23 protein-coding genes and 2 pseudogenes are annotated in these 20299 nt (G+C 32.1%); 22 read left to right on the top strand and 3 right to left on the bottom strand.

Annotated features, from left to right (window positions below):
• Nucleotides 1-331 precede the first annotated feature (331 nt).
• The 3 genes from U472_RS05150 to U472_RS05160 all read left to right on the top strand — a co-directional run bounded on the left by U472_RS05150 (nucleotide 332) and on the right by U472_RS05160 (nucleotide 3092).
• Nucleotides 332-1117 carry a histidinol-phosphatase HisJ family protein gene (locus U472_RS05150; protein WP_068716195.1) on the top strand — a complete coding sequence of 262 codons (786 nt, stop codon included), beginning with the start codon at nucleotides 332-334 and terminating at the stop codon, nucleotides 1115-1117.
• A 276-nt stretch (nucleotides 1118-1393) separates the two neighbouring features.
• Nucleotides 1394-2269 carry a Cof-type HAD-IIB family hydrolase gene (locus U472_RS05155; RefSeq protein ID WP_068716197.1) on the top strand — a complete coding sequence of 292 codons (876 nt, stop codon included), beginning with the start codon at nucleotides 1394-1396 and terminating at the stop codon, nucleotides 2267-2269.
• A 103-nt stretch (nucleotides 2270-2372) separates the two neighbouring features.
• Nucleotides 2373-3092 carry a GntR family transcriptional regulator gene (locus U472_RS05160; protein WP_068716199.1) on the top strand — a complete coding sequence of 240 codons (720 nt, stop codon included), beginning with the start codon at nucleotides 2373-2375 and terminating at the stop codon, nucleotides 3090-3092.
• A 210-nt stretch (nucleotides 3093-3302) separates the two neighbouring features.
• Here U472_RS05160 and U472_RS16160 read toward each other — a convergent pair.
• Nucleotides 3303-4220: pseudogene (locus tag U472_RS16160) on the bottom strand (IS4 family transposase); the annotation flags it as partial.
• A gap of 313 nt (nucleotides 4221-4533) precedes the next feature.
• On the opposite strand from U472_RS16160, the gene U472_RS05170 reads away from it, so the two are divergent.
• The 14 genes and pseudogenes from U472_RS05170 (at nucleotide 4534) to lysA (ending at nucleotide 13720) form a co-directional block, all read left to right on the top strand.
• Entirely contained in the window at nucleotides 4534-5154 is a 621-nt protein-coding gene (locus tag U472_RS05170; protein ID WP_068716203.1) for a class I SAM-dependent methyltransferase, read from the top strand.
• 61 nt (nucleotides 5155-5215) lie between these two features.
• Nucleotides 5216-5530 (top strand): ArsR/SmtB family transcription factor, encoded by a 315-nt coding sequence (locus tag U472_RS05175; RefSeq protein ID WP_068716205.1) that lies wholly within the window; start codon nucleotides 5216-5218, stop codon nucleotides 5528-5530.
• A 6-nt stretch (nucleotides 5531-5536) separates the two neighbouring features.
• Entirely contained in the window at nucleotides 5537-6487 is a 951-nt protein-coding gene (locus U472_RS05180) for a permease (RefSeq protein ID WP_068716207.1), read from the top strand.
• Nucleotides 6488-6524: 37 nt separating this feature from the next.
• A complete protein-coding gene (locus tag U472_RS05185) occupies nucleotides 6525-6782 on the top strand; it encodes a DUF2164 domain-containing protein (RefSeq protein ID WP_245684746.1) in 258 nt (85 codons plus the stop codon).
• 16 nt (nucleotides 6783-6798) lie between these two features.
• Nucleotides 6799-7029: a thioredoxin family protein gene (locus tag U472_RS05190; protein ID WP_068716211.1), complete on the top strand. Its 231-nt coding sequence runs from the start codon at nucleotides 6799-6801 to the stop codon at nucleotides 7027-7029.
• 41 nt (nucleotides 7030-7070) lie between these two features.
• Entirely contained in the window at nucleotides 7071-7550 is a 480-nt protein-coding gene (locus U472_RS05195) for a conserved protein, permease-related protein (protein WP_068716214.1), read from the top strand.
• Nucleotides 7547-8077 (top strand): permease, encoded by a 531-nt coding sequence (locus U472_RS05200; RefSeq protein ID WP_068716217.1) that lies wholly within the window; start codon nucleotides 7547-7549, stop codon nucleotides 8075-8077. The genes U472_RS05195 and U472_RS05200 overlap by 4 nt, the downstream gene beginning before the upstream one ends.
• A gap of 269 nt (nucleotides 8078-8346) precedes the next feature.
• Nucleotides 8347-8790 (top strand): MarR family winged helix-turn-helix transcriptional regulator, encoded by a 444-nt coding sequence (locus U472_RS05205; RefSeq protein WP_068716219.1) that lies wholly within the window; start codon nucleotides 8347-8349, stop codon nucleotides 8788-8790.
• A 21-nt stretch (nucleotides 8791-8811) separates the two neighbouring features.
• On the top strand, nucleotides 8812-9357 hold the full coding sequence (locus U472_RS05210; RefSeq protein WP_068716221.1) for a glutathione peroxidase: 546 nt from the start codon (nucleotides 8812-8814) through the stop codon (nucleotides 9355-9357).
• Between the two features lie 181 nt (nucleotides 9358-9538).
• Nucleotides 9539-10020 (top strand): annotated as a pseudogene (locus U472_RS17520) (glutathione peroxidase).
• 249 nt (nucleotides 10021-10269) lie between these two features.
• Nucleotides 10270-11130 carry an NAD(P)/FAD-dependent oxidoreductase gene (locus tag U472_RS05220; RefSeq protein ID WP_083189767.1) on the top strand — a complete coding sequence of 287 codons (861 nt, stop codon included), beginning with the start codon at nucleotides 10270-10272 and terminating at the stop codon, nucleotides 11128-11130.
• A 279-nt stretch (nucleotides 11131-11409) separates the two neighbouring features.
• Nucleotides 11410-11811, top strand: coding sequence for a hypothetical protein (locus tag U472_RS05225; protein ID WP_068716228.1), 402 nt, complete (start codon nucleotides 11410-11412; stop codon nucleotides 11809-11811).
• Nucleotides 11812-11905: 94 nt separating this feature from the next.
• Nucleotides 11906-12334 (top strand): Fur family transcriptional regulator, encoded by a 429-nt coding sequence (locus U472_RS05230; RefSeq protein WP_068716230.1) that lies wholly within the window; start codon nucleotides 11906-11908, stop codon nucleotides 12332-12334.
• A gap of 129 nt (nucleotides 12335-12463) precedes the next feature.
• Entirely contained in the window at nucleotides 12464-13720 is a 1257-nt protein-coding gene (gene lysA, locus U472_RS05235) for a diaminopimelate decarboxylase (RefSeq protein WP_068716233.1), read from the top strand.
• Between the two features lie 120 nt (nucleotides 13721-13840).
• Here lysA and U472_RS05240 read toward each other — a convergent pair whose 3' ends face one another.
• The gene (locus U472_RS05240) at nucleotides 13841-14230 is read right to left on the bottom strand and encodes a VOC family protein (RefSeq protein ID WP_068716235.1); all 390 of its coding nucleotides are present in this window, start codon (nucleotides 14228-14230) and stop codon (nucleotides 13841-13843) included.
• A 37-nt stretch (nucleotides 14231-14267) separates the two neighbouring features.
• Complete coding sequence (locus tag U472_RS05245; protein WP_068716237.1) at nucleotides 14268-14810, bottom strand: maltose acetyltransferase domain-containing protein; 543 nt, start codon at nucleotides 14808-14810, stop codon at nucleotides 14268-14270.
• A gap of 524 nt (nucleotides 14811-15334) precedes the next feature.
• Between U472_RS05245 and U472_RS05250 the strand changes: the two genes are divergently transcribed.
• The 5 genes from U472_RS05250 (at nucleotide 15335) to U472_RS05270 (ending at nucleotide 20298) form a co-directional block, all read left to right on the top strand.
• Nucleotides 15335-15616, top strand: coding sequence for a DUF2325 domain-containing protein (locus tag U472_RS05250; RefSeq protein ID WP_068716239.1), 282 nt, complete (start codon nucleotides 15335-15337; stop codon nucleotides 15614-15616).
• A gap of 236 nt (nucleotides 15617-15852) precedes the next feature.
• Nucleotides 15853-17058 (top strand): FTR1 family iron permease, encoded by a 1206-nt coding sequence (locus U472_RS05255; RefSeq protein ID WP_068716241.1) that lies wholly within the window; start codon nucleotides 15853-15855, stop codon nucleotides 17056-17058.
• 33 nt (nucleotides 17059-17091) lie between these two features.
• On the top strand, nucleotides 17092-17634 hold the full coding sequence (locus U472_RS05260; protein WP_218059044.1) for an iron transporter: 543 nt from the start codon (nucleotides 17092-17094) through the stop codon (nucleotides 17632-17634).
• A gap of 76 nt (nucleotides 17635-17710) precedes the next feature.
• Nucleotides 17711-18994: a Fe-S-containing protein gene (locus U472_RS05265; protein WP_068716242.1), complete on the top strand. Its 1284-nt coding sequence runs from the start codon at nucleotides 17711-17713 to the stop codon at nucleotides 18992-18994.
• Between the two features lie 11 nt (nucleotides 18995-19005).
• On the top strand, nucleotides 19006-20298 hold the full coding sequence (locus tag U472_RS05270; RefSeq protein ID WP_068716243.1) for an ABC transporter permease: 1293 nt from the start codon (nucleotides 19006-19008) through the stop codon (nucleotides 20296-20298).
• Nucleotide 20299: the final 1 nt, after the last annotated feature.

The following is a 20299-nucleotide window of genomic DNA, read 5'->3' on the forward strand; positions in this document are numbered from 1 at the left end:
GAACTCTCTACAGGATAGCTATCATTTGTTATCTTATAAAGTAATAAGGTTTAAACTAGTGTATTTAAGAAAAAATCTTGACAATAAATTTTAGTTTACTTATAATTAAAATATAAATTTTTTATATTTTAGAAGTGCTTTATTTTATGAAGTTAAGAAGTACTTTTTAATTGTTTTAAAATCAAATATAAGTTATAGGATTTTTTTATTGAATATTCTGGTATAGACCAGAATTGACTGTTCATTGTACTATCGACTAGATAAGAGTGTTACATAGTTAATTATAGAGAAACTAGAAATTTGAAATTAAAATTAGAAGGAGGAATAATATATGTTGGCAGATTATCATATTCATACGAACTTTAGCGATGATTCTACTTATGAAATGGAGGATGTAGTTAGAAAAGCAATATCATTAGGAATTGATGAGATCTGCTTTACTGAGCATGTAGATTATGGAGTAAAGGGAGATTTGAATTGTGATTATAATACTTATATCAAGGAATTTCAACGATGTAAGAAAGAATATGAAGATCAGATTGTTTTAAAAATTGGAATTGAATTTGGGATGCAGGTACATACAATCAATCAATTTCAAAAGGATTTTCAACAATATGATTTTGATTTTGTTATTCTTTCTTGCCATCAAGTAGATAATCAAGAGTTCTGGTCACAAGATTTCCAAAATGGAAGAACACAGCAGGAGTATAATCAAAAATATTATGAGGAAATATTGAAAGTAATAAAGAGATATGATGGTTATAGTGTTTTAGGTCATTTAGATATGATTAAAAGATATGATGAAGTAGGGGAATATCCTTTTGAAAAGATAGAAAATATTGTGACTGAAATTTTAAGTCAGGTGATTGAACACGGCAAGGGAATTGAAATTAATACCTCTAGCTTCCGATATGGATTAGAAGATTTAACACCTTCAAGAGAAATATTAAAGTTATATCGAGAATTGGGTGGAACTATTATTACAATTGGATCAGATACTCACAAAGAAGAACATGTAGGTTATAATATCTCATATGTAAAAGAGGAGCTTAAAAGACTAGGTTATAAACAATTTTGTACCTTTGAAAAAATGAAACCTATTTTTCATAATTTGTGATCATTGTTCCAATAAGATTAATATCTATCTGTAAGATACTAATATAAGTCAAAAAGAGTGGTTGATAAAAGTTCGATATCTTTAAAATAAGTTTAGCCTTATTAATTAGTATGTGCCATAGCTATCTCAAGTGGAGGAGTAACTTTTGTAGAGACACAATCAACAGCTGAAGACTCTTAAGGTCTATTTTGATATTTTAATTTTTACTATTTGAGTACTATTATCTAACTCCAAAATAAAGTAGGGTTGGATGAATATATATAGGAGATGATAGAGATGTTTAATAATAAAATAGAGATGATCTTATTAGATATGGATGGGACTTTATTGAATTCACAATCTGAAGTCTCTCCAAAAAATAAAGAGATATTAAAGCAATTGATTTCAGAGGGTTATAAGGTTGCTATTGCAACTGGGAGAAATTATCATGAAGCTAGAAGTTTAGTAGAGGATATTGTAGGGTTGGCTTATATCACTAATAATGGTAGCTATATAGTTGATTTCAATGGTGAGGTAATTTTTAATAGGAATATTAGCAAAGAAGATACTATCTCCTTGCTTAAAATAATAGAGAAATATCCATCATTTAATTATTCACTGGCTGCTCCAAAAGAAATTTATATGAAGAATAAATTTAAATTTATTAAGATGAGTTTAACTGATAAGAGAGTATTTAAGAATAAATTAAACATATTTAAAAGCGTTTCATTGATAAAGCGATTGATCAGATTATTTAAATCGAGAAGACAGATAGATAATATTTATGAGCTGATAGAAAATGGTTCTTTAGCTGTGCAAAAGATAGATGTAATGGGTAAAATAGATGAGATGGAATCCTTTAAAGAAAGAATTATAGAGCAATTTGGGGATAAGATTAAACTAAGCAGCTCTTCTAAAGATAACTTAGAGATAAATCCACTTAATATATCTAAGGGTACAGGACTAAAATATTTAGCAGATAAGTTAGGTATTGATGTTAGAAACTCCATCGCTTTTGGAGATGGTGGAAATGATTTAGAACTTTTGGAGATTGTAGGAACTGCTGTAGCTATGGCAAACTCTGAATTTAATGAACTAAAGGAGAAGGCAGATATAATAGCTGAAAGTAATGATGATGATGGAGTGGCAAAAGTATTAGCTGAGTTACTATAATCTTTTTACTGTCAAGCTTTAATTGTATGACATTGAGGAAATTATACTCTTTACAGATATTAATAAAGATAAATCGTATTTAATATAGAAAGAAGGTTAAGAGATGAAATTCGAAGATAATAATATACCGTTATATTATCAAATAGAGAATTTAATTAGAAGTAAGATTGAGAATAAAGAGTATGGCAGAGGTGAAAAAATTCCATCAGAACGGGAACTAGGTAAAATATTTGAGGTAAGTAGGATGACCGTTAGAAAGGCTCTTGAAAATTTGGTAAATGAAGGTATCTTAGAAAGAAGAGAAAGGCAAGGAACCTTTGTTTCTCAGGATAATCTAAATGATTTTCCTAGTCTAGTTGGGGTCACTGAACATATCAAATCTGAAGGAAAGATACCTAATAATAAAATTATTAACAAAGAGTTAATAAAACCAAACAAGAAAATTATTGAAGAGTTGAATCTAAATTCAGATGAAGGGGTTATTTTAATAGAACGGATAATCCTAGCTGATGAAAAACCAATAGGATTTGAACAGTCTTATATCTCATATGCTATTTGTCCAGATTTATTAGAAACCAATATCAATCAGAAATCTATATATAAGATGCTAAGGAGAAGCGGTCATAAACCTACAAAAGCTAAAGATGAAATAAGTGCAATCTTAGCAGATGATAAATTAAGTGGATTATTGAAGATAGATATAAAGCAACCAATTTTAAAGAATATTAGGACGACTTTTTCTAAAAATAGACCAATAGTATATAGCTTTAACTATTATGGTGGAGAGGGTTTTGTTATGACTAGAACAGTTTTTAATAAATGAGTGATAGAATTCACTATTGTTGTATTGTTAAAAAATAACAATTAAAACTCTTGCTATATTTCATTACCCATACTTTTAAATTTAATAATAGGACAAATGTCCTATTGAAATTTTATTAAATAATTTAGATATATCATTAAAAATCAAAATGTACAATAAATTTCTGAATCAAGTTAAAGTTACCCTTGGTATAAAGCAATTATCTTCAAACTAATGTTTATTTAACCAATTAATCCAATTGAAAGTTTTCTTAATATATCTAAACATAGAGTATTTTATCTTTCTAGTAAGTTCAAGTAAGGATCCTTTAAACCTAGACTTTTTCTTGATTAGCGTTAAAATTAAAAATAGAATTATGGCAGTATAAATCTGGATTAAAACAGCATTTTCATTTTGTCCAAAGAATCTTTTTATTTTCAAATGTTGTTTAATTCACTTAAAGAACAATTCTATTTGCCAACGTTCTTTATACAGTTCAGCTATAACACGGGCTTCTAAGTCAAACCTATTTGTTAAGATATCAATAGTTTTTTCTTTATTATCCTTATCAATTATTTTAGCCTTAACTAATCTCATAGGATATTTCATTCTAGTTTTTGATGTATGATCTCCTAGCATAACATCAGCATCTAATAATATATTGGTCTGTATATCTTTAGTAGTTAAAGGCGTAGTTTGGATAATTTCGATTTTAGTATTTGACTTTGCCCTTGTTACAAAGTAAATATCATCCTTTATAAATTGATCAAATTTCTCATAATGAATATAGGCTCTATCAAAAAGATAAGTAACACTAGGGTCTAATTTCAATTTATCAAATACTTCCTTGTCATGAATAATAGCATTAGTAATAAGGATATTTTCAGGGGCTTCATTATTTAAATCATATACAGTATGAAGCTTAATACCACCCTTGCTTTTTCTAAATTTAGCCCAAGGAAATAATGATAAACATAGGCTAACAGTTGAAGAATCTATGATTTTTACTAAGCCTATATCTTTCAAGTTCTTTCTAAGACCTTGCTTAGCTTTAAGTTTATTAAATAAATGCTGAAAAATTTCAAAAAAGATTATATTATTTCTACTTTCATTTTTACGAGAAAGTTGAGATTTACTTATTTTATCTAATTATTTAGATGCAACGCTAGTGTAGCCAGGTAGGCATTAATGATTTAATATTTTAGTTAACTAGGGAGAAGCCTTAGAGTTTTAGGAATCATTGTGTCACCAATGGGTTGAAACCTGTGGTTAAATAATTTTGGCAATTGCTTTTAGTAATATTTTCTTGACATAAAATTATTAATTATATATAATTATATTAGAGATTAATGATATACTTATATAAATAAAATTTTTTAATAACTACATTAGAATATTCTAATGTAGTTAAATAATTAAAAGGTTTGATTTATAAGCTAGAATTAAGGAGGAGTAGAGTCATATGGAGAGTAAACACTATTTTGATAAAGTAGCTAAGAACTGGGATATTATGAGAGCTGAATTCTTCTCTGATAGTGTAAGAGAAAAGGCGTACTCTGTAGCAAAAGTCAAAGAAGGAAAAGCAGCCGATATTGGTGCAGGTACTGGATTTATAACTGAAGGTCTAGTTAAGAGAGAAATAGAAGTAATTGCAGTAGACCAATCTCTAGAGATGCTTAATAAACTTAAGGAGAAGTTTGGGGATAAAGGTTATATTGAGTATCGTCAAGGCAATGCAGAGGAATTACCTTTAGAGGATGGAGAGGTAGATTATGTTTTTGCCAATATGTTCTTACACCACGTAGAGAAGCCAGTAGAGGTTATCAAAGAGATGGCTAGAGTATTAAAGGATGGTGGCAAGCTAGTAATAACAGACTTAGATAAGCACAACTTTGAATCTTTAAGAAGAGAACAATGTGATAGATGGTTGGGTTTTGATAGGGAGGATATAGCTAAGTGGTTTATCCAAGCGGGATTAAAAGATATTAATGTAGATTGTCTAGGATCAAATTGCTGTACTATAAAAGATTGTAACTCTGAGAAGATAAGTATTAGTATATTTATTGCATCTGCTACAAAGTAGAGACGGTTATATTATAGAATGTAGAATTAATTTATAATAGATAAACTAGGAGGAAAAATATATGCCATTATTAGCTAAGCTAAAGAGTGACTTATTTAAAGCATTAGCACATCCAATTAGAATTCAAATCTTAGAATTATTAAGAGAAGGGGAGTTATGTGTTTGCCATATCTATGAACATTTAGACCAGAGCCAATCCAATATCTCCCAACATCTTGCCAAGTTAAAGAATGCCCAATTAGTTAAAGATAGAAAAGATGGACTACAGGTCTATTATAGCCTAAAGGATGAGAAGGTTATTGAAATTTTAAAGATAGCTAAAGTGATTTTACTAAAGCAATTAGAGGAGACTAGAGAGTCATTATTAGAGGGGTGATGGAGAGTGATAAAATGGTTTGCCGATTTGGTGATTTATAATTGGCTTAATTTTAGTGAAGGAACTCGCTTAGGTGAGTCAGTACATTTTTTCTTTTATGATACGATTAAGATTATAGTTTTATTAAGTATTATGATATTTTTCATTTCAATTCTTAGAAGTTTCTTTCCGCCAGAGAAGACTAAGAAGTTATTAAGTAACAGAGGTAAGTTTGTGGGTAATTTCTTAGCATCTGCTTTAGGGGTAGTAACTCCTTTCTGTTCCTGTTCTTCTGTCCCGATCTTTATTGGATTTATCGAATCAGGTGTACCTTTGGGTATTACCTTTTCCTTCTTAATTACTTCACCAATCGTTAATGAAGTAGCATTAGTAATGTTATATTCATTATTTGGTTGGAAGATAGGAACACTATATTTAATTAGTGGAATAGTTGTTGGAGTAGTTGGGGGAATGATTATAGGAAGTATGGGCTTAGAGTCTGAGGTAGAAGAGTATGTCTATCAGATTCAGATCGATGATGATGAGGAGATAAAGGAGTTAACCTGGGAGCAGAGAATTGATTATGCCAAGGGAGAGGTCAAGGATATAGTAGGACGAGTCTGGAAGTATGTCTTAGTTGGAATTGGGATTGGAGCTTTAATCCATGGTTATGCTCCCGCAGAGGTATTGGCTAAGTATGCAGGTGAAGGAAATCCTTTATCTGTCATAGTAGCTGTATTGATAGGTATCCCTCTTTACTCCAATGCTATGGGGACAATTCCCATTGCTCAAGCACTTCTAGATAAAGGTGTAGCTTTAGGAACAGCCTTAAGCTTTATGATGGCTACTACAGCATTGTCATTGCCAGAGATGATTATCTTACGTAAAGTGATTAAGCCTAAGCTGATAGCAATTTTTATTACTGTAGTGGGAATAGCTATTATTGGGGTAGGATATATGTTCAATTTTATTATGTAGTATGTATAAATTATTGATAAATAATTTTGAAGGGAGGTTGGATTCAATTTTAGAATTATCAAGAGAAAAAAGGAATAGATTAATTAATGAGATTCAAGGCTTCTTCTATGATGAAAGAGAAGAGGAGATTGGAATTATTGCTGCTGAAAAGGTACTGGATTTCTTTTTAGAAGAGTTGGGGGCTTTAATCTATAATAAAGGCTTAGATGATTCTAGGCTTTGGTTTGCAAAGAAGTTGGAGAATATAGAGATAGATTATGATTTATTATATAAAAATACTAATTCAAAAAGATAAATAGGAGGGAATTTTAATGAAAGTTACTGTTTATGGTGGAGGGTGTAAAAACTGTATTACTTTAGCTGATAATGCTAAGGCTGCAGCTAAAGAGTTGGGGGTTGAAATTGAATTAGAGAAAGTAACTGATATGGCTGAAATTGCAATAGCTGGGATTATGAAGACCCCTGGCTTAGCAATTGATGGTAAGGTTAAAATAAAGGGTAGAGTAGCAAGTAAAGAGGAGATTAAGAAGTTGCTTAAGTAAGATTAAATCTAGAGTTGATATTAAATCTGTAGGTGAGAGAGATGATATATCTATTAACTTTCTTGTTAACGATAGTTCTGTTTATAAAGGATAAAGAGAAGACAATAGCTGGTGTTAGGATAGGGATAAAGAAGCTAATCAAGAATTTATCTGTATTTTTGAATATGATAATTTTAGTATCTATTTCACTCTATTTTGTATCTGATCAGATGATTGTGAAGTTTTTAGGGCAGAGTAGTGGTTTTATAGGGCTTATATTAGCTATGCTCTTAGGTTCAATCTCTTTGATGCCAGGTTTTATTGCTTTTCCTTTGGCAGGAATATTATTAGCTAAGGGTGTTAGCTATACGGTGATTGGTGGATTTACTACTACATTGATGATGGTTGGAGTACTAACTTATCCAATTGAAAAGGAGTTTTTTGGAATAAGGGTAACTATTATTAGAAACTTTATAAGTTTAGTAGTAGCTTTATTGGTCTCACTATTGGTGGGTATCTTCTATGGGGAGATAATAATATGAACTTAAATAATTTGAAAAAATATGGTCTATTTATGTTGTTTATTGTCTTTGTGTTATTAAGTTTTATATTTAACTATAATGTAGGGGAAGGAATATATGATAACTTTCTTCAATTCACCCTAACAATGGTAAAGTTTCTGCCAGCAGTATTTATCTTGATTGGTCTTTTTGATACTTGGGTAGATAGAGAAGTTATAGAGAGGCATTTGGGTAATCAATCAAATCATCTTGCCTTTATCTGGGCTATCTTGTTATCTGGTACTACAGTAGGAGGACTATATGTAGCTTTTCCTGTTGCTCATTCCCTGTTGAAAAAAGGGGCTAGCTTAAGGATTATCTTTACATATATTGGGGCTGCAGCTATCTGTAGAATACCAATGACTCTATTTGAGGCTTCTTATGTAGGGATTAAATTTACCTTGATTAGACTGCTTACCTCTATTCCTCTAATTATTATAAGTAGCATCTTATTAGAGAAGTATTTAAAAGGTAGAGGTTATCAGATAATTGATGAGTTAACCTCCTAAGAGTAAACCATCAACTTTTATGAGTGAATATCTTTAGAAGAGCATATAATCACCTTATAGTTATTCCTCCTCATTTGAGGGGGAATTTTTACTTTTAAGTTAGTTAATTCTATTAAAGTCTCGAGTTAATAGAAAAAATGTTATATCAGAATATCGTGTTATATTAAAAGACATGGAAATATTTCTTGCAATTTCAATTTAGTAGCGCTATAATTAGATTGCACACAATTAAATTGAGTCAAATTTAATTGTTGAAATAAAAAGGGGTGATGGATATTACTAATGATGATTTATTAAAGATTGAGAACCAATTATGTTTTCCCATATATGTTGCTTCAAAGGAGATTATTAGGATTTACAAACCTTATCTTAAAAAGTTAAATTTAACATATACCCAGTATATTGTAATGCTTGTTCTTTGGGAGGAGGATAATATCTCTGTGAAGGATATTGGAGAGAAGTTATATTTGGATTCTGGAACTTTAACTCCAGTATTAAAGAAATTAGAGAAGATGAATTTAGTTGAAAGGAAGAGAAGTAAGGAGGATGAGAGGGTTTTAATTATAGCTTTAACTGAAAAAGGGAAAGACCTAAAAGAGAGAGCTTTTGAGATACCAACTAAGGCTTTCTGTAAAACAGGGTTAACAGAGGAAGATGCTTTATTGTTAAAAGCGAAGTTAGATGAATTAGTGAAAAATCTTATAAATAATTAAAAATTAAAAGGAGTTGATAGAATGTCTATTTATAATTTTAAGGTTAAAGCTGTAGATGGTAAAGAGGTTAGCTTAGAAGAATATAAAGGTAAAGTACTTATAATAGCTAATACTGCAAGTAAATGTGGTTTTACTCCTCAATATGAAGATTTACAAAAATTATACTCTAAGTATAAAAAGGAAGGGCTTGAGATTTTAGGATTTCCTTGCAATCAATTTGCTAATCAAGAGCCTGGAACTAGTCAAGAAGCACAGAGTTTTTGTACTATGAATTATGGTGTTGAATTCCCTATTTTTGCTAAGATCGATGTTAGAGGTGAAGATGTTATTCCATTATTTAAATACCTTACAGATAAAGCTCCTCATCAAGGCTTTGATTTAGACAATCCTAATGGTAAGTTGATATACTCTGTTTTAAGTTCAAAATTCCCTAGTTATATTCATGGTGACTCAATTAAATGGAACTTTACTAAATTTGTTATTGGTAGAGATGGAGAGGTTTTAAAGAGATTTGAACCATATGTAGAGCCAAGGGATATGGAAGGGTATATTAAAGAGGTCTTATAGGTTGATAGTATTTTAATTTATTAAGGGCAAGGGGAGATTAAGGAGGAATTTGACTCAATTAAATTGTGCACAATTTAATTGAGTCAAATTTACTATCTTTAATTGATTAAAAAGAGTTTATGGATAAGAATTGATAAAGGCAGGGAATGATTTATAAAATAATAGAAAAGGAGATGCTAAAATGTCTATTTATGATTTTAAGGTTAAAGCTGCAGATGGCAAAGAGGTCAGCTTAGCAGAGTATAAAGGTAAAGTACTTATAATAATACGGCTAGTAAGTGTGGTTTTACTCCCCAATATGAGGAATTGGAAGAGCTATACAAGAAATACGGGAATGAAAAATTTGAGATATTGGCTTTCCCATGTAATCAATTTGGCAAGTAAGAGTCAGGAATTAATCAAGAGATTCAATCCTTTTGCCAGTTAAATTATGGAATCATTTTTCCTGTCTTTGCAAAGGTTAATGTTAATGGTTCTGATAATATTCCATTATATGATTATCTTAAAGAAGAGTAATCTGGAGTATTAAATAAAGCGATTAAATGGAATTTCACCAAGTTTTTGATTGATGCCTAAGGTAATGTAGTTAAAAGATATGCTCCTATCACTTCTCCATTAAAATTAGAAGAAGAGATTAAAAGATTGATAGAGCAAGCAGATTAGGGAGAAATTAGATAATAGAGAGATTACGACAGTAACGAGTAATAAGTGACAAGTGATGAGAAGAGCTTCTTACTCGTTACCCGTCACTCGTCACTGATTACTAAACTGTCGTAATATCCCCATTAATAGTTATTTTTTATAGTAAATTTTAGTTCAAATCTGGATATTATATAAAGCACTGCCAATCAAATAGTGAAATCCGCTTAATTATTTGATATAATGGATAAAATAAACTAAGAGGTGAGAGTTATGCAAATGGAAGAATATGATATTATTATTGTAGGAGCAGGGCCAGCAGGAATGTCAGCAGCTATTAATGCAAAGGCTCGTAATAAGAGTGTTGCTATCTTTGAAGGTGGACAAGTAGCTAAGAAGATTGATTGGGCACCCCATGTTAATAATTACTTAGGCTTTAGTAATGTCAGTGGACCAGAGCTAGCACAAGCTTATATTAAACATATTGAGGATTTAGAGGTTCCAATTATTAAGCAGAAGGTAGTTAAAGCTTTTCCAATGGGAGAGAAGTTTATGGTTACTACTAATGGTGAGAACTATCAAGCTAAAAAACTAATCTTAGCCTTAGGAGTAATTCAACAAGCAAGATTGAAGGGTGAGGAAGAATACATAGGTAAGGGTGTTAGCTATTGTGCTACTTGTGATGGAATGCTATATAAAGGTAAAGATGTAATGGTAATTAGTGATAGTGCCCATCATGAGGAAGAGGCAAATTTTCTAGCAGATATCTGTGAAAATGTCTATTATGTAGCCCAATATAAAGAGATTGAGAATTTAGATGAGAGAATCCAAGTTGTAGAGGGTAAGGTTGAGGAGATAACTGGTGAGGATATGGCAAATAAAGTAAAATTAACTACAGGTGAATATGATGTAGCTTGTGTATTTATCCTAAGGGAGACTGTACCACCTACAGAGATAGTTGATGGATTGGAATTAGCTAGTAAGAAGTATATCAAAGTAAATAGAAATCTTGAAACTAATGTACCAGGGGTCTATGCTGCTGGAGATTGTACTGGAGAGCCATTACAGATCAGTAAGGCTACAGGAGAAGGACAAGTTGCAGCACTTAATGCAGTTAAAGAGATAGGGAAGTGAACTTAAAGAAGGTGATATCGATGAAGATATCATCTTCTTTTATTATAGGAAAATAGAGAGATAATACGATAATTTAGTAACGAGTAAAGATCTTAACTGTCACCTGTTAATCGTCATTTGTTACTGTCACTTTATACCTTATAGCCTGACAATATAAATCAAGATAACTACTTTTCTCAAAAATTATCATTAGGAAAGTTATTTAATGCCAATTAAGCAATGAATAAAATTCAAATAATCTGAAAATAATGATATATAGGAAGAAGGGTAGGTGAAAATATGTCCTATAGATTAGCCGTAATAGGATTAGGGGACATACGTAAACAAGATAAGGGTGTTGCAATTTATTTGATAGAAAAATTGAAGGTTATGTTTTCAGAGAAACTAGATATATCCTTTATTAATGGTGGTGCTGATGGAGAAGATTTATTTGAGACACTACAAAGTATTCAAGCTGAAAAGGTTGTGATTTTAGATACGATGAGAGAATTAATTCAGCCTGGAGAGTTAGATTATCTGATTATTAAACCTACAGAATCCAAATCATTAAAGGAGTTATTAATGGTGACTATAGGTATTTTTAGTGATAGTTGGGGCAAGAAGTTATCTACAGCACTTTCTGATAAGTTTTATGATATTTTAAATAAAATATCTAATATTATAAAGGATTTATTAAATTAAATAGAAAAGTAATAATCAATGGAAGGGGTTGACATTAAGACAACCAATAAGTTATAATTAAAAATGATAATCATTAAGTTAGTAGGTGAATTTGATGGAGGCTACATTAGATAATTTGAAGAGTATTTTGGCAGCAAGTAACTATAAACTTACTGCACAAAGAAAGATTATTCTCCAGATTCTGATAAACAATAAAGGAGAACATTTAAGTGCGGAAGAGGTCTATAATATTGTAAAGACAGAAGACCCAGGAATTGGTTTGGCTACAGTTTATCGGACCTTAGAGCTATTTTGTGAATTAGGGATTATTCAACAATTGACCTTTGATGAAAATTGCAGGCGATATGAATTAGAGACAGGTGAAGAGCACCATCATCATTTAGTATGTAGCAAATGTGGTAAGGTAATAGAGTTTAATGATGAGGTTTTAGAGGAGTTTGAATCTGAATTAGAGAAGAGACACAGCTTTAAAGTAACTGAACATAAGATTAAGTTTTATGGCTATTGCGAAGATTGTCAATAAGCAATAGCTTCTTTTTTTAGCATATTGATAATAACTATCAATATCTATAAGGTTATAAAGGAGAATAGAGTAGTTGATATAGCGAAAGTTATAACAAATATTAATATAAGAATTAAGGAGGAGCAGAGTATGCAGTGGAGTTTTGCAGAAGTTACAGACAAAGAAAATTTTTATGGTAATAGTAATCCAATTGATTTGGTTAAGAAGTATGGGAGCCCTTTATATGTTTATAATGAAAGGATATTAAGAGCAAGATGTAGAGAGTTGAAAAATCTAGTAAGTTATCCGAACTTTGTAGTTAATTATTCAGCAAAGGCTAATACCAATTTAGAGTTATTGAAGATAGTTAAAGAGGAAGGCTTACAGGTAGACGCGATGTCACCAGGAGAGATCTTTATAGAGTTAAAGGCTGGCTTTGAACCTGAAGAGATTTTATATATCAGTAATAATGTTTCTGCTGAGGAGTTGAAGTATGCTATTGAGGCTGGAGTAATGGTCAGTGTAGATTCACTTTCTCAATTAGAGTTGTTTGGTCAGATAAATGAAGGTGGAGAGGTTGCTATCAGATTCAACCCTGGAGTAGGTGCAGGGCACCATGAGAAGGTAGTAACAGGTGGTAAGAAGACTAAATTTGGAGTAGACCCTAGATATATTGATAATGTTAAAGAGATTTTAAATAAGTACAATTTAAGATTAATTGGGATTAATCAGCATATCGGTTCATTATTTATGGAAAGTGATTCCTACATAGAAGGAATTAAATCTGTACTTGATATAGCTGGTAACTTTGATGATTTGGAGTTTGTTGACTTTGGTGGTGGCTTTGGAATTCCATATCATAAGCAGGATGGGCAAGAGCGGTTGGATTTGGCTCAGCTAGGCAAGGGATTGGACAAGGTGTTAAGAGAATGGGTAGCAGAGTATGGTAAGGAGATTACTTTTAAGATAGAACCAGGTAGATATATTGTAGCAGAATGCGGAGTCTTGTTAGGAGAGGCTTATGCTACTAAGGTAAACTATGATAGAAAGTATGTAGGTAGTGACCTTGGCTTTAATGTATTGATGAGACCTATGTTATATGAGTCACACCATGATGTTGAAATTTATAGTAAGCAAGATAGAGAGTCTGATAATAAGGAAGAGGTATTGATAGTAGGAAATATCTGTGAAAGTGGAGATATTATTGCTAAGAATAGACTGTTACCTGAGATAGTTGAGGGGGATATTATTGGAATTCTAGATGCTGGAGCCTATGGTTATGTGATGAGTTCTAACTATAATCAGAGATTACGTCCAGCAGAGGTCTTAATCAAAGAGGATGGCGAAGATGTATTAGTTAGAAGAAGGGATACTTTAGAGGATTTAATGAGAAATTATGAATTTTAGAGTATAGAGAAAAGGCAACCCTAGCTAGGGTTGCCTTTTTATATGCTTTTTTATTTAATAGAGTATCTTTTTAATTAAAGAAAGCTATAGTTATTAAAATTATTTCTTAAGAAGCTCTAATTAAGCAGTTATTTCAATTCTATTTCTATCTGGATCTAAAATTACACTTTCAAAGTAGCCATCTCCAGTCGTTCTAGGTTCACCTATAATCTCATAGCCATCTTCTCTTAATCGTTCTGTGATAGCTAAGACTTTACTCTTGCTCCCAACTGAAATGGCAAAGTGAATCAATCCTAGATACTGGTCATATACATTGTTTGAGTTCTCAGGTATTGATGGTTTGTGCATAATCTCTAAACGGCATCCTTGATCAAAAGATAGAAAGTATGATTCAAAACTTTTAGACTCATTAATATATTTATCTCCTGCTGTAGCATTAAAATATTTAATATAAAATTCCTTTAATCTTTCAAGATTATTAGTCCAAATTGCAATATGTTCTATTCTCATTCTCTTCACTCTCCTATCTACTTAATTGATTATAATGTTAAAGTTTCTTGATGGTCTTAGCAGGATTACCTCCCACAACTACATTATTAGGTACATCTTTAACAACAACAGCACCAGAGGCTACTACAACATTATCACCGATAGTAACACCTGGATTAATAGTTGCACTTCCTCCAATCCAAACATTATCACCAATTGTTACTGGTTTACCATACTCTGCTCCTGAAACTCTTAACTTGGCACCTAATGGATGGGTAGCAGTATAGATAGATACTCTTGGTCCTAACATACAGTTCTTCCCTATAATGACTTTACAGACATCTAAGATAATACAGTCAAAATTGGCATAGAAGTTATCTCCAAGATAAATATTACTACCATAATCACAGCGAAAGTTTGGCTCGATATAAAACCTTTCCCCAGTGCTACCAAAAAGTTCTTTCAGAATATCATGTCTGTTCTTGTCTGTTGATTCATTAAAAAGCCTTGTCATCTTTCTAGCATTAATTCTTTCTAAGACTAGTTGTTCATCAGAAGCATCATATAATTCTCCAGCTAACATCTTCTCTTTTTCTGTCATCTGTTCACCCTCCTACTTATAGTATAAGCAATGATTTTAAGTTAGACACTCAATTATTAAACTTGTAAATTTAAAGAAATTTATTTATGAGTAATTTTGGTATATACCAGTAATACTCTTTTAGATAGTTCGGTATCTTCCCAATATCTCCTTCAAAAATTAGTTTAAATTCTATGAAATCACTCTAATACTAAGGATTTATTATACTTTTTCGTTCTGAAGGAGGACCATAAAAATTAAAATCCCTCGGAGAGTTATCATTTCAAACCCGAAGAACTATTCCTGAAAAAGTAGTCTTGGTTTGAAAATATAAGTCGCCTAAAGGAGAAATGTTTACCAAAACTCTTGACAGAAAATAACTAATTTATTATAATAGCATACAATGAGAATTATTATCAATTTAAGCATTAGAGGAAATAACTCTTTAAAGGTAGTTGTGAGATATCTCACAACAAGAATTTAATGACTAAGATATAATGAGTACAATTGATAACGAATATCGTTTTCTAAAAGGAGGAGAAGCTATGTCGATTGTGATTGTAGGAGGGGATAGGTTAGGAAATATCCCAGATAAGCTTAACAAATTAGGTTTTAAGGAGATAGAGCATGTTACTGGTAGAAATACTTATAAATTTCAGTTGAGTACAGATGCAGATATGGTCTTAGTTATGACCGATTATATCAGCCATAATCTATGTGAAAATGTCAAGTGTAAGGCTAAATCTTGTGATGTTCCAGTCTTATTCTGTCGTCGATCGTGGTCTTGTATCTATAAGAAGTTGAATAACTGCGGCTTTTTAAATTAATACTAAGAATTTTTATTGGAAAACTATACTTTTTAAAATTAGTTAAATAAACTAATTTAACTAAACCCTTGACAAAGTAAGATTAATTATCTATAATGTTAAATGTTGATAACGAGTTTCATTATATATAACTTAGATTATGTTGAATAAGATCAATAGAAAGTATATTTTTTTGATTTGCATTGATAATGAATTTCAAAATTAAATTCAATATTCAAAGAAAGGGGGGAGAAATAATGGATAATAGGTTTAATAGGTTATTATTAATCTTCTTTATATTATCTGTACTAATAGTAAATTTCACTGCTGATACTTATGCAGCTACTTGGCATGATGTTACAGATGATATTGAAGTTAGAATCAATAAAGGTCTCGAACTTTATCAAAAAGGTGATTTAGAAGGAGCTAAAAAGAGCATTACTGACGCTTATTTCATTCCTTTTGAAGGTGAAGAGATGGAACAGGCTATTCAACGTTATATAGGTGGACAGAATGCCTTTAAAGTTGAGTATATGTTCAGCCAAATCAAGAAGTTGATGGATAAAGGAGTTAGTCAACAAGAGGTACAAGCGATGGCAGATATGTTGGTGAAAGAAATAAATATTTATGCTACAAGCTTAGATGAGCTAGCACCTAGAGAAGATGACAGTCCTTTGGCTAAATTTATTTATTCCTTTATGATTATTGTCAGAGAAGGTTTTGAAGCAATCTTAGTTATTAGTGCTATACTTGCTTACTTAATCAAATCTGGTAATGAAGATAGGGTTAAGACGGTATATAATAGTACAATCGTAGCCCTTATAGCTAGTGTTGTAACAGCATTCTTATTTAAGTATGTATTCCATATTAGTGGTTTGGGTCAAGAGTTATTAGAAGGAATTACAATGTTGCTGGCAATGGTAGTACTATTCTCAGTTAGTTTCTGGTTAATCAGTAAGGTAGAGGCTAAGAAATGGGAAGAGTATATCCAAGGGAAGGTTAAGGATTCTTTGGCTACTGGTAATAGTTGGGCTTTATGGAGTGCAGTATTTTTAGCAGTCTATCGTGAGGGGGCAGAGACAGTTCTCTTCTACCAGGCCTTATTTGTGAAGACTGATAAGAGTGCTTATGGAATGATTGGCTTAGGATTTTTAGTAGGTTGTGTGGCTTTGGCGATTATCTATATGATAGTACAGAAAGGAAGCTTGAAGTTACCTTTAAAACCATTCTTTATGGTAACTAGTGGATTACTTTATTATCTTGCCTTTGTATTTGCTGGTCAAGGAATGAGAGAGTTACAAGAAGCTTCTATTCTAGGAGCGACCAGAATTGATGGTCTTCCAACTATAACTTGGCTAGGGGTCTATCCAACCTGGCAGACCTTGAGTCTACAAGTTCTATTAGTGATAGCAGCAGTTATTGGTTTAATTTATTCCTTTAAGGGAAATGAGCAAGTAGCTTAAATAAATTAGAAATTAAAATTTGGAGGGGTTAAGATGAAATTAAGAAGATCTATGTTGACTTTTGTGATGGTAATGGCGTTATTAGTAGGCGTAGCAGTTAATACATATGCATTTACAGAATATCCAATTGGAGAGGCAAAGGAAGTTAATCATATGCAGATTGCAGCAGTATACTTCCAGTCAGTACCAATGGAACCAAGTGATAAAGCTGGTTTAGCTGTAAATGAATCTGACCTTCATATTGAAGCAGATATTGCAGCATTACTTGGTAATCCATATGGTATTCCTTTTGGAGCATGGGTTCCATATTTAACAGTAGATTATAGATTAGAGAATGTAGATACTGGTGAAGTACAAGAAGGTACTTTCATGCCGATGGTAGCTAGTGATGGACCTCACTATGGTGCTAATGTTAAGATGATGGGGATTGGTAACTACAAACTTACTTATATTATCCATTCACCAGCTAAGCAAGATTTCTTACAACATGTTGATAAAGAGACTGGTGTAGATAAGAGATTTTGGAAGAAGCCTATCAAAGTTGAGTGGGACTTCACTTATACAGGAAATATTTAATCAACTATAATAGACTAACCCCAGGTTTTGGAAATTGAGCCTGGGGATTTAGTCGTTTATGAAGGGAGTGTTAGTTATGTTAGAAACTTTAGCTTTAACCCTAAGAGATAGTTTAGAGTTGGCGATTTTAAGTGGATTATTATTTGGCTTTATATATAAGATTAAAAGGAAGGAGTTGGCTAATTATGGTTATGGTGGATTAGCTTTGGCTCTATTATTCAGTCTATTATTGGTCTATTCTTTGAATCATTTAAGGATTGCTAAGGAGATTGAGATATTTTTATCCTTTATTGGATTTATCCTAACTATAGTGATGATTGGTTGGAGTTTTTATCAGAGTAGTAAGTATAGAAAAATATCTATTAATGGGAGTAGAGTGCAGGTAGAGAGCTCTTTATTTTCAGAGATTATTATATTTTTATTTACATTATACTTAGGGGTAAAGTTTGAAACAAGGTTATTTTTATTTCCAAAAGAGATGGCACAGAGTGAGATGTTGACAACTGGTATTAATACTGCTTTATTATTACAGTATTTTGGTGGGTTTTTAGGGATTCTCTTAGGTATAGTTTTTGCCTTTACCTTGGTTAAGTCCCATAAGAAGTTAACAATAGTGGGTAGTCGTAATTTAATTGTTTTAATCTATTTCATTAATTTAGCACGCTTAAGTATTTTAGTCTTTTATGGATTTATAGTTAAGGGTGTTATTACAGCTACTCCAAGGTTGATCTCAAAATTGGCTCCACTTTATAATAATATCGAGCGATTCTTTTATATTTTAGTAGGAATAATAGTTATTTCACTACTTATCAATCTATTTAAGAAGGAAAGAATACCAGAGCTTAAAGAGCTAAATTTTGCTGAAGCTAGAAAGATTAAAGCAGAGCTTAAGGATAAAGTCTTTTGGGCTAAGGCTGGGGTAGGGGTATTATTATTATGTATAGCCCTACTAGGAGTAAATTATATCTATGCCAATCAGGAGATAGAGCTGGTTCCTGCTATAGCGGTAGAACCAGAAAATGGTCAATTTATAGTTCCTAAAGCAGATTTAGAGGATGGAGAGATACACCGTTATTCCTATGAGACAGAAAGGGGTACATTAATTAAATTCTTCTTACTTAAAAAGACTGAGGATGCTTATGGTGTAGTCTATGATGCCTGTGAAATCTGTGGAGTGGCAGGTTATTATCAGCGTGATGATGAGGTAGTCTGTAAGCGCTGTGATGTAGTGATGAATAAGATGACAATTAACTTCCCAGGTGGATGTAACCCAATTCCTCTACCTTATGGAGTTGATCAGGATAGTATCAAAATTAGACTTGAGGACTTGTTAGAAAGAGAAGATTTCTTTGCGAAGTAGGAGGTGTAAAGATGTTAATTAGAATGTTAAAAAGCTCCTTTACTAGAGGGCTTAAATCTAAATTATTGGCTATTTTAGCCATAACCTTTGGAGCATCCTTGGCTACAGCAATGTTAAGTGTATCCTTAGATGTTGGGGATAAGATGAATCAAGAGCTAAAATCCTATGGTTCCAATATAGTTGTAGTTCCAGAATCAGAGTCATTACCAGTAGAGATTGATGGTGTTGATTTCAATGCCCACGGGGCTGATAAGGATTACATATCAGAGGAGGATGTTGCGAGAATTAAGATAATCTTCTGGCGCCATAATATAGTCAACTTAGCCCCTTATTTAAAAGCTAGTGTAAAGGTTGATGGAGAAGAGATACCGATAATAGGCACTTGGTTTGATGATGAAATTAGAATTCCTACAGGGGAGAAGTTTAGATTTGGAGTCAAGGAGATTAAATCTTGGTGGAAGATAGATGGAAGCTGGATTAGAGATGGTAGAGACAAGAATCAGGCAATGATTGGTGAGAAGCTGGCTAATAAGTTTAACTTAAAGGTAGGAGATACTATTAGCCTAGACTTTGGTCAAGGAGAAGATATAGTTAACAGAAAAATTCAAGTCATTGGAATCATCAATAGTGGTGATGAGGCAGAGAAGCAGATTTATCTACCATTAGATTTCCTACAAGAAGCAGTAGGTCTAGAGGATAAGGTAGATAAGATAGAGGTTAGTGCTTTGACTACACCAGTCAATGACCTAGCAAGAAAGGCTCAAGCGGATCCTGAGGCATTGACTGCTGAAGAGTTTGAGACTTGGTACTGTACAGCTTATGTTAGTTCTATAACCTTCCAGATAGAAGAGGCAATTTCTGGTGTTGTAGCCAAACAGGTTCGCCAGATTTCAGAATCTGAAGGGAAGGTCTTAAATAAGATTCAATTATTAATGTTATTAGTGACTATAGCTTCACTAATCAGTTCAGGACTAGGAATCTCAAGTATTATGACTACCAAGGTACTAGAACGGAAGAAGGAGATTGGACTATTGAAGGCGATTGGTGCTAGTGATTTTGCAGTGATAGCATTATTTGTGATTGAGATTGTAGTGGTTGGTATTATTGGTGGGGGATTAGGCTATCTGTTAGGTATAGGTTTTGCAGGGCTAATTGGTCAACAGGTATTCGGAATGGCTATTGCTGTTAAATTGATAGTAATGCCCTTTATCTTATTGTTGGCAGTTATAGTAGCTTTGTGTGGTAGTATTTCTCCATTGAGGATTGCACTAAAATTAGAACCAGCTGAAGTATTACACGGTTAAG

Source organism: Orenia metallireducens, from assembly GCF_001693735.1.
In the GTDB taxonomy this organism is placed as follows: Bacteria; Bacillota; Halanaerobiia; order Halobacteroidales; family Halobacteroidaceae; genus Orenia; species Orenia metallireducens.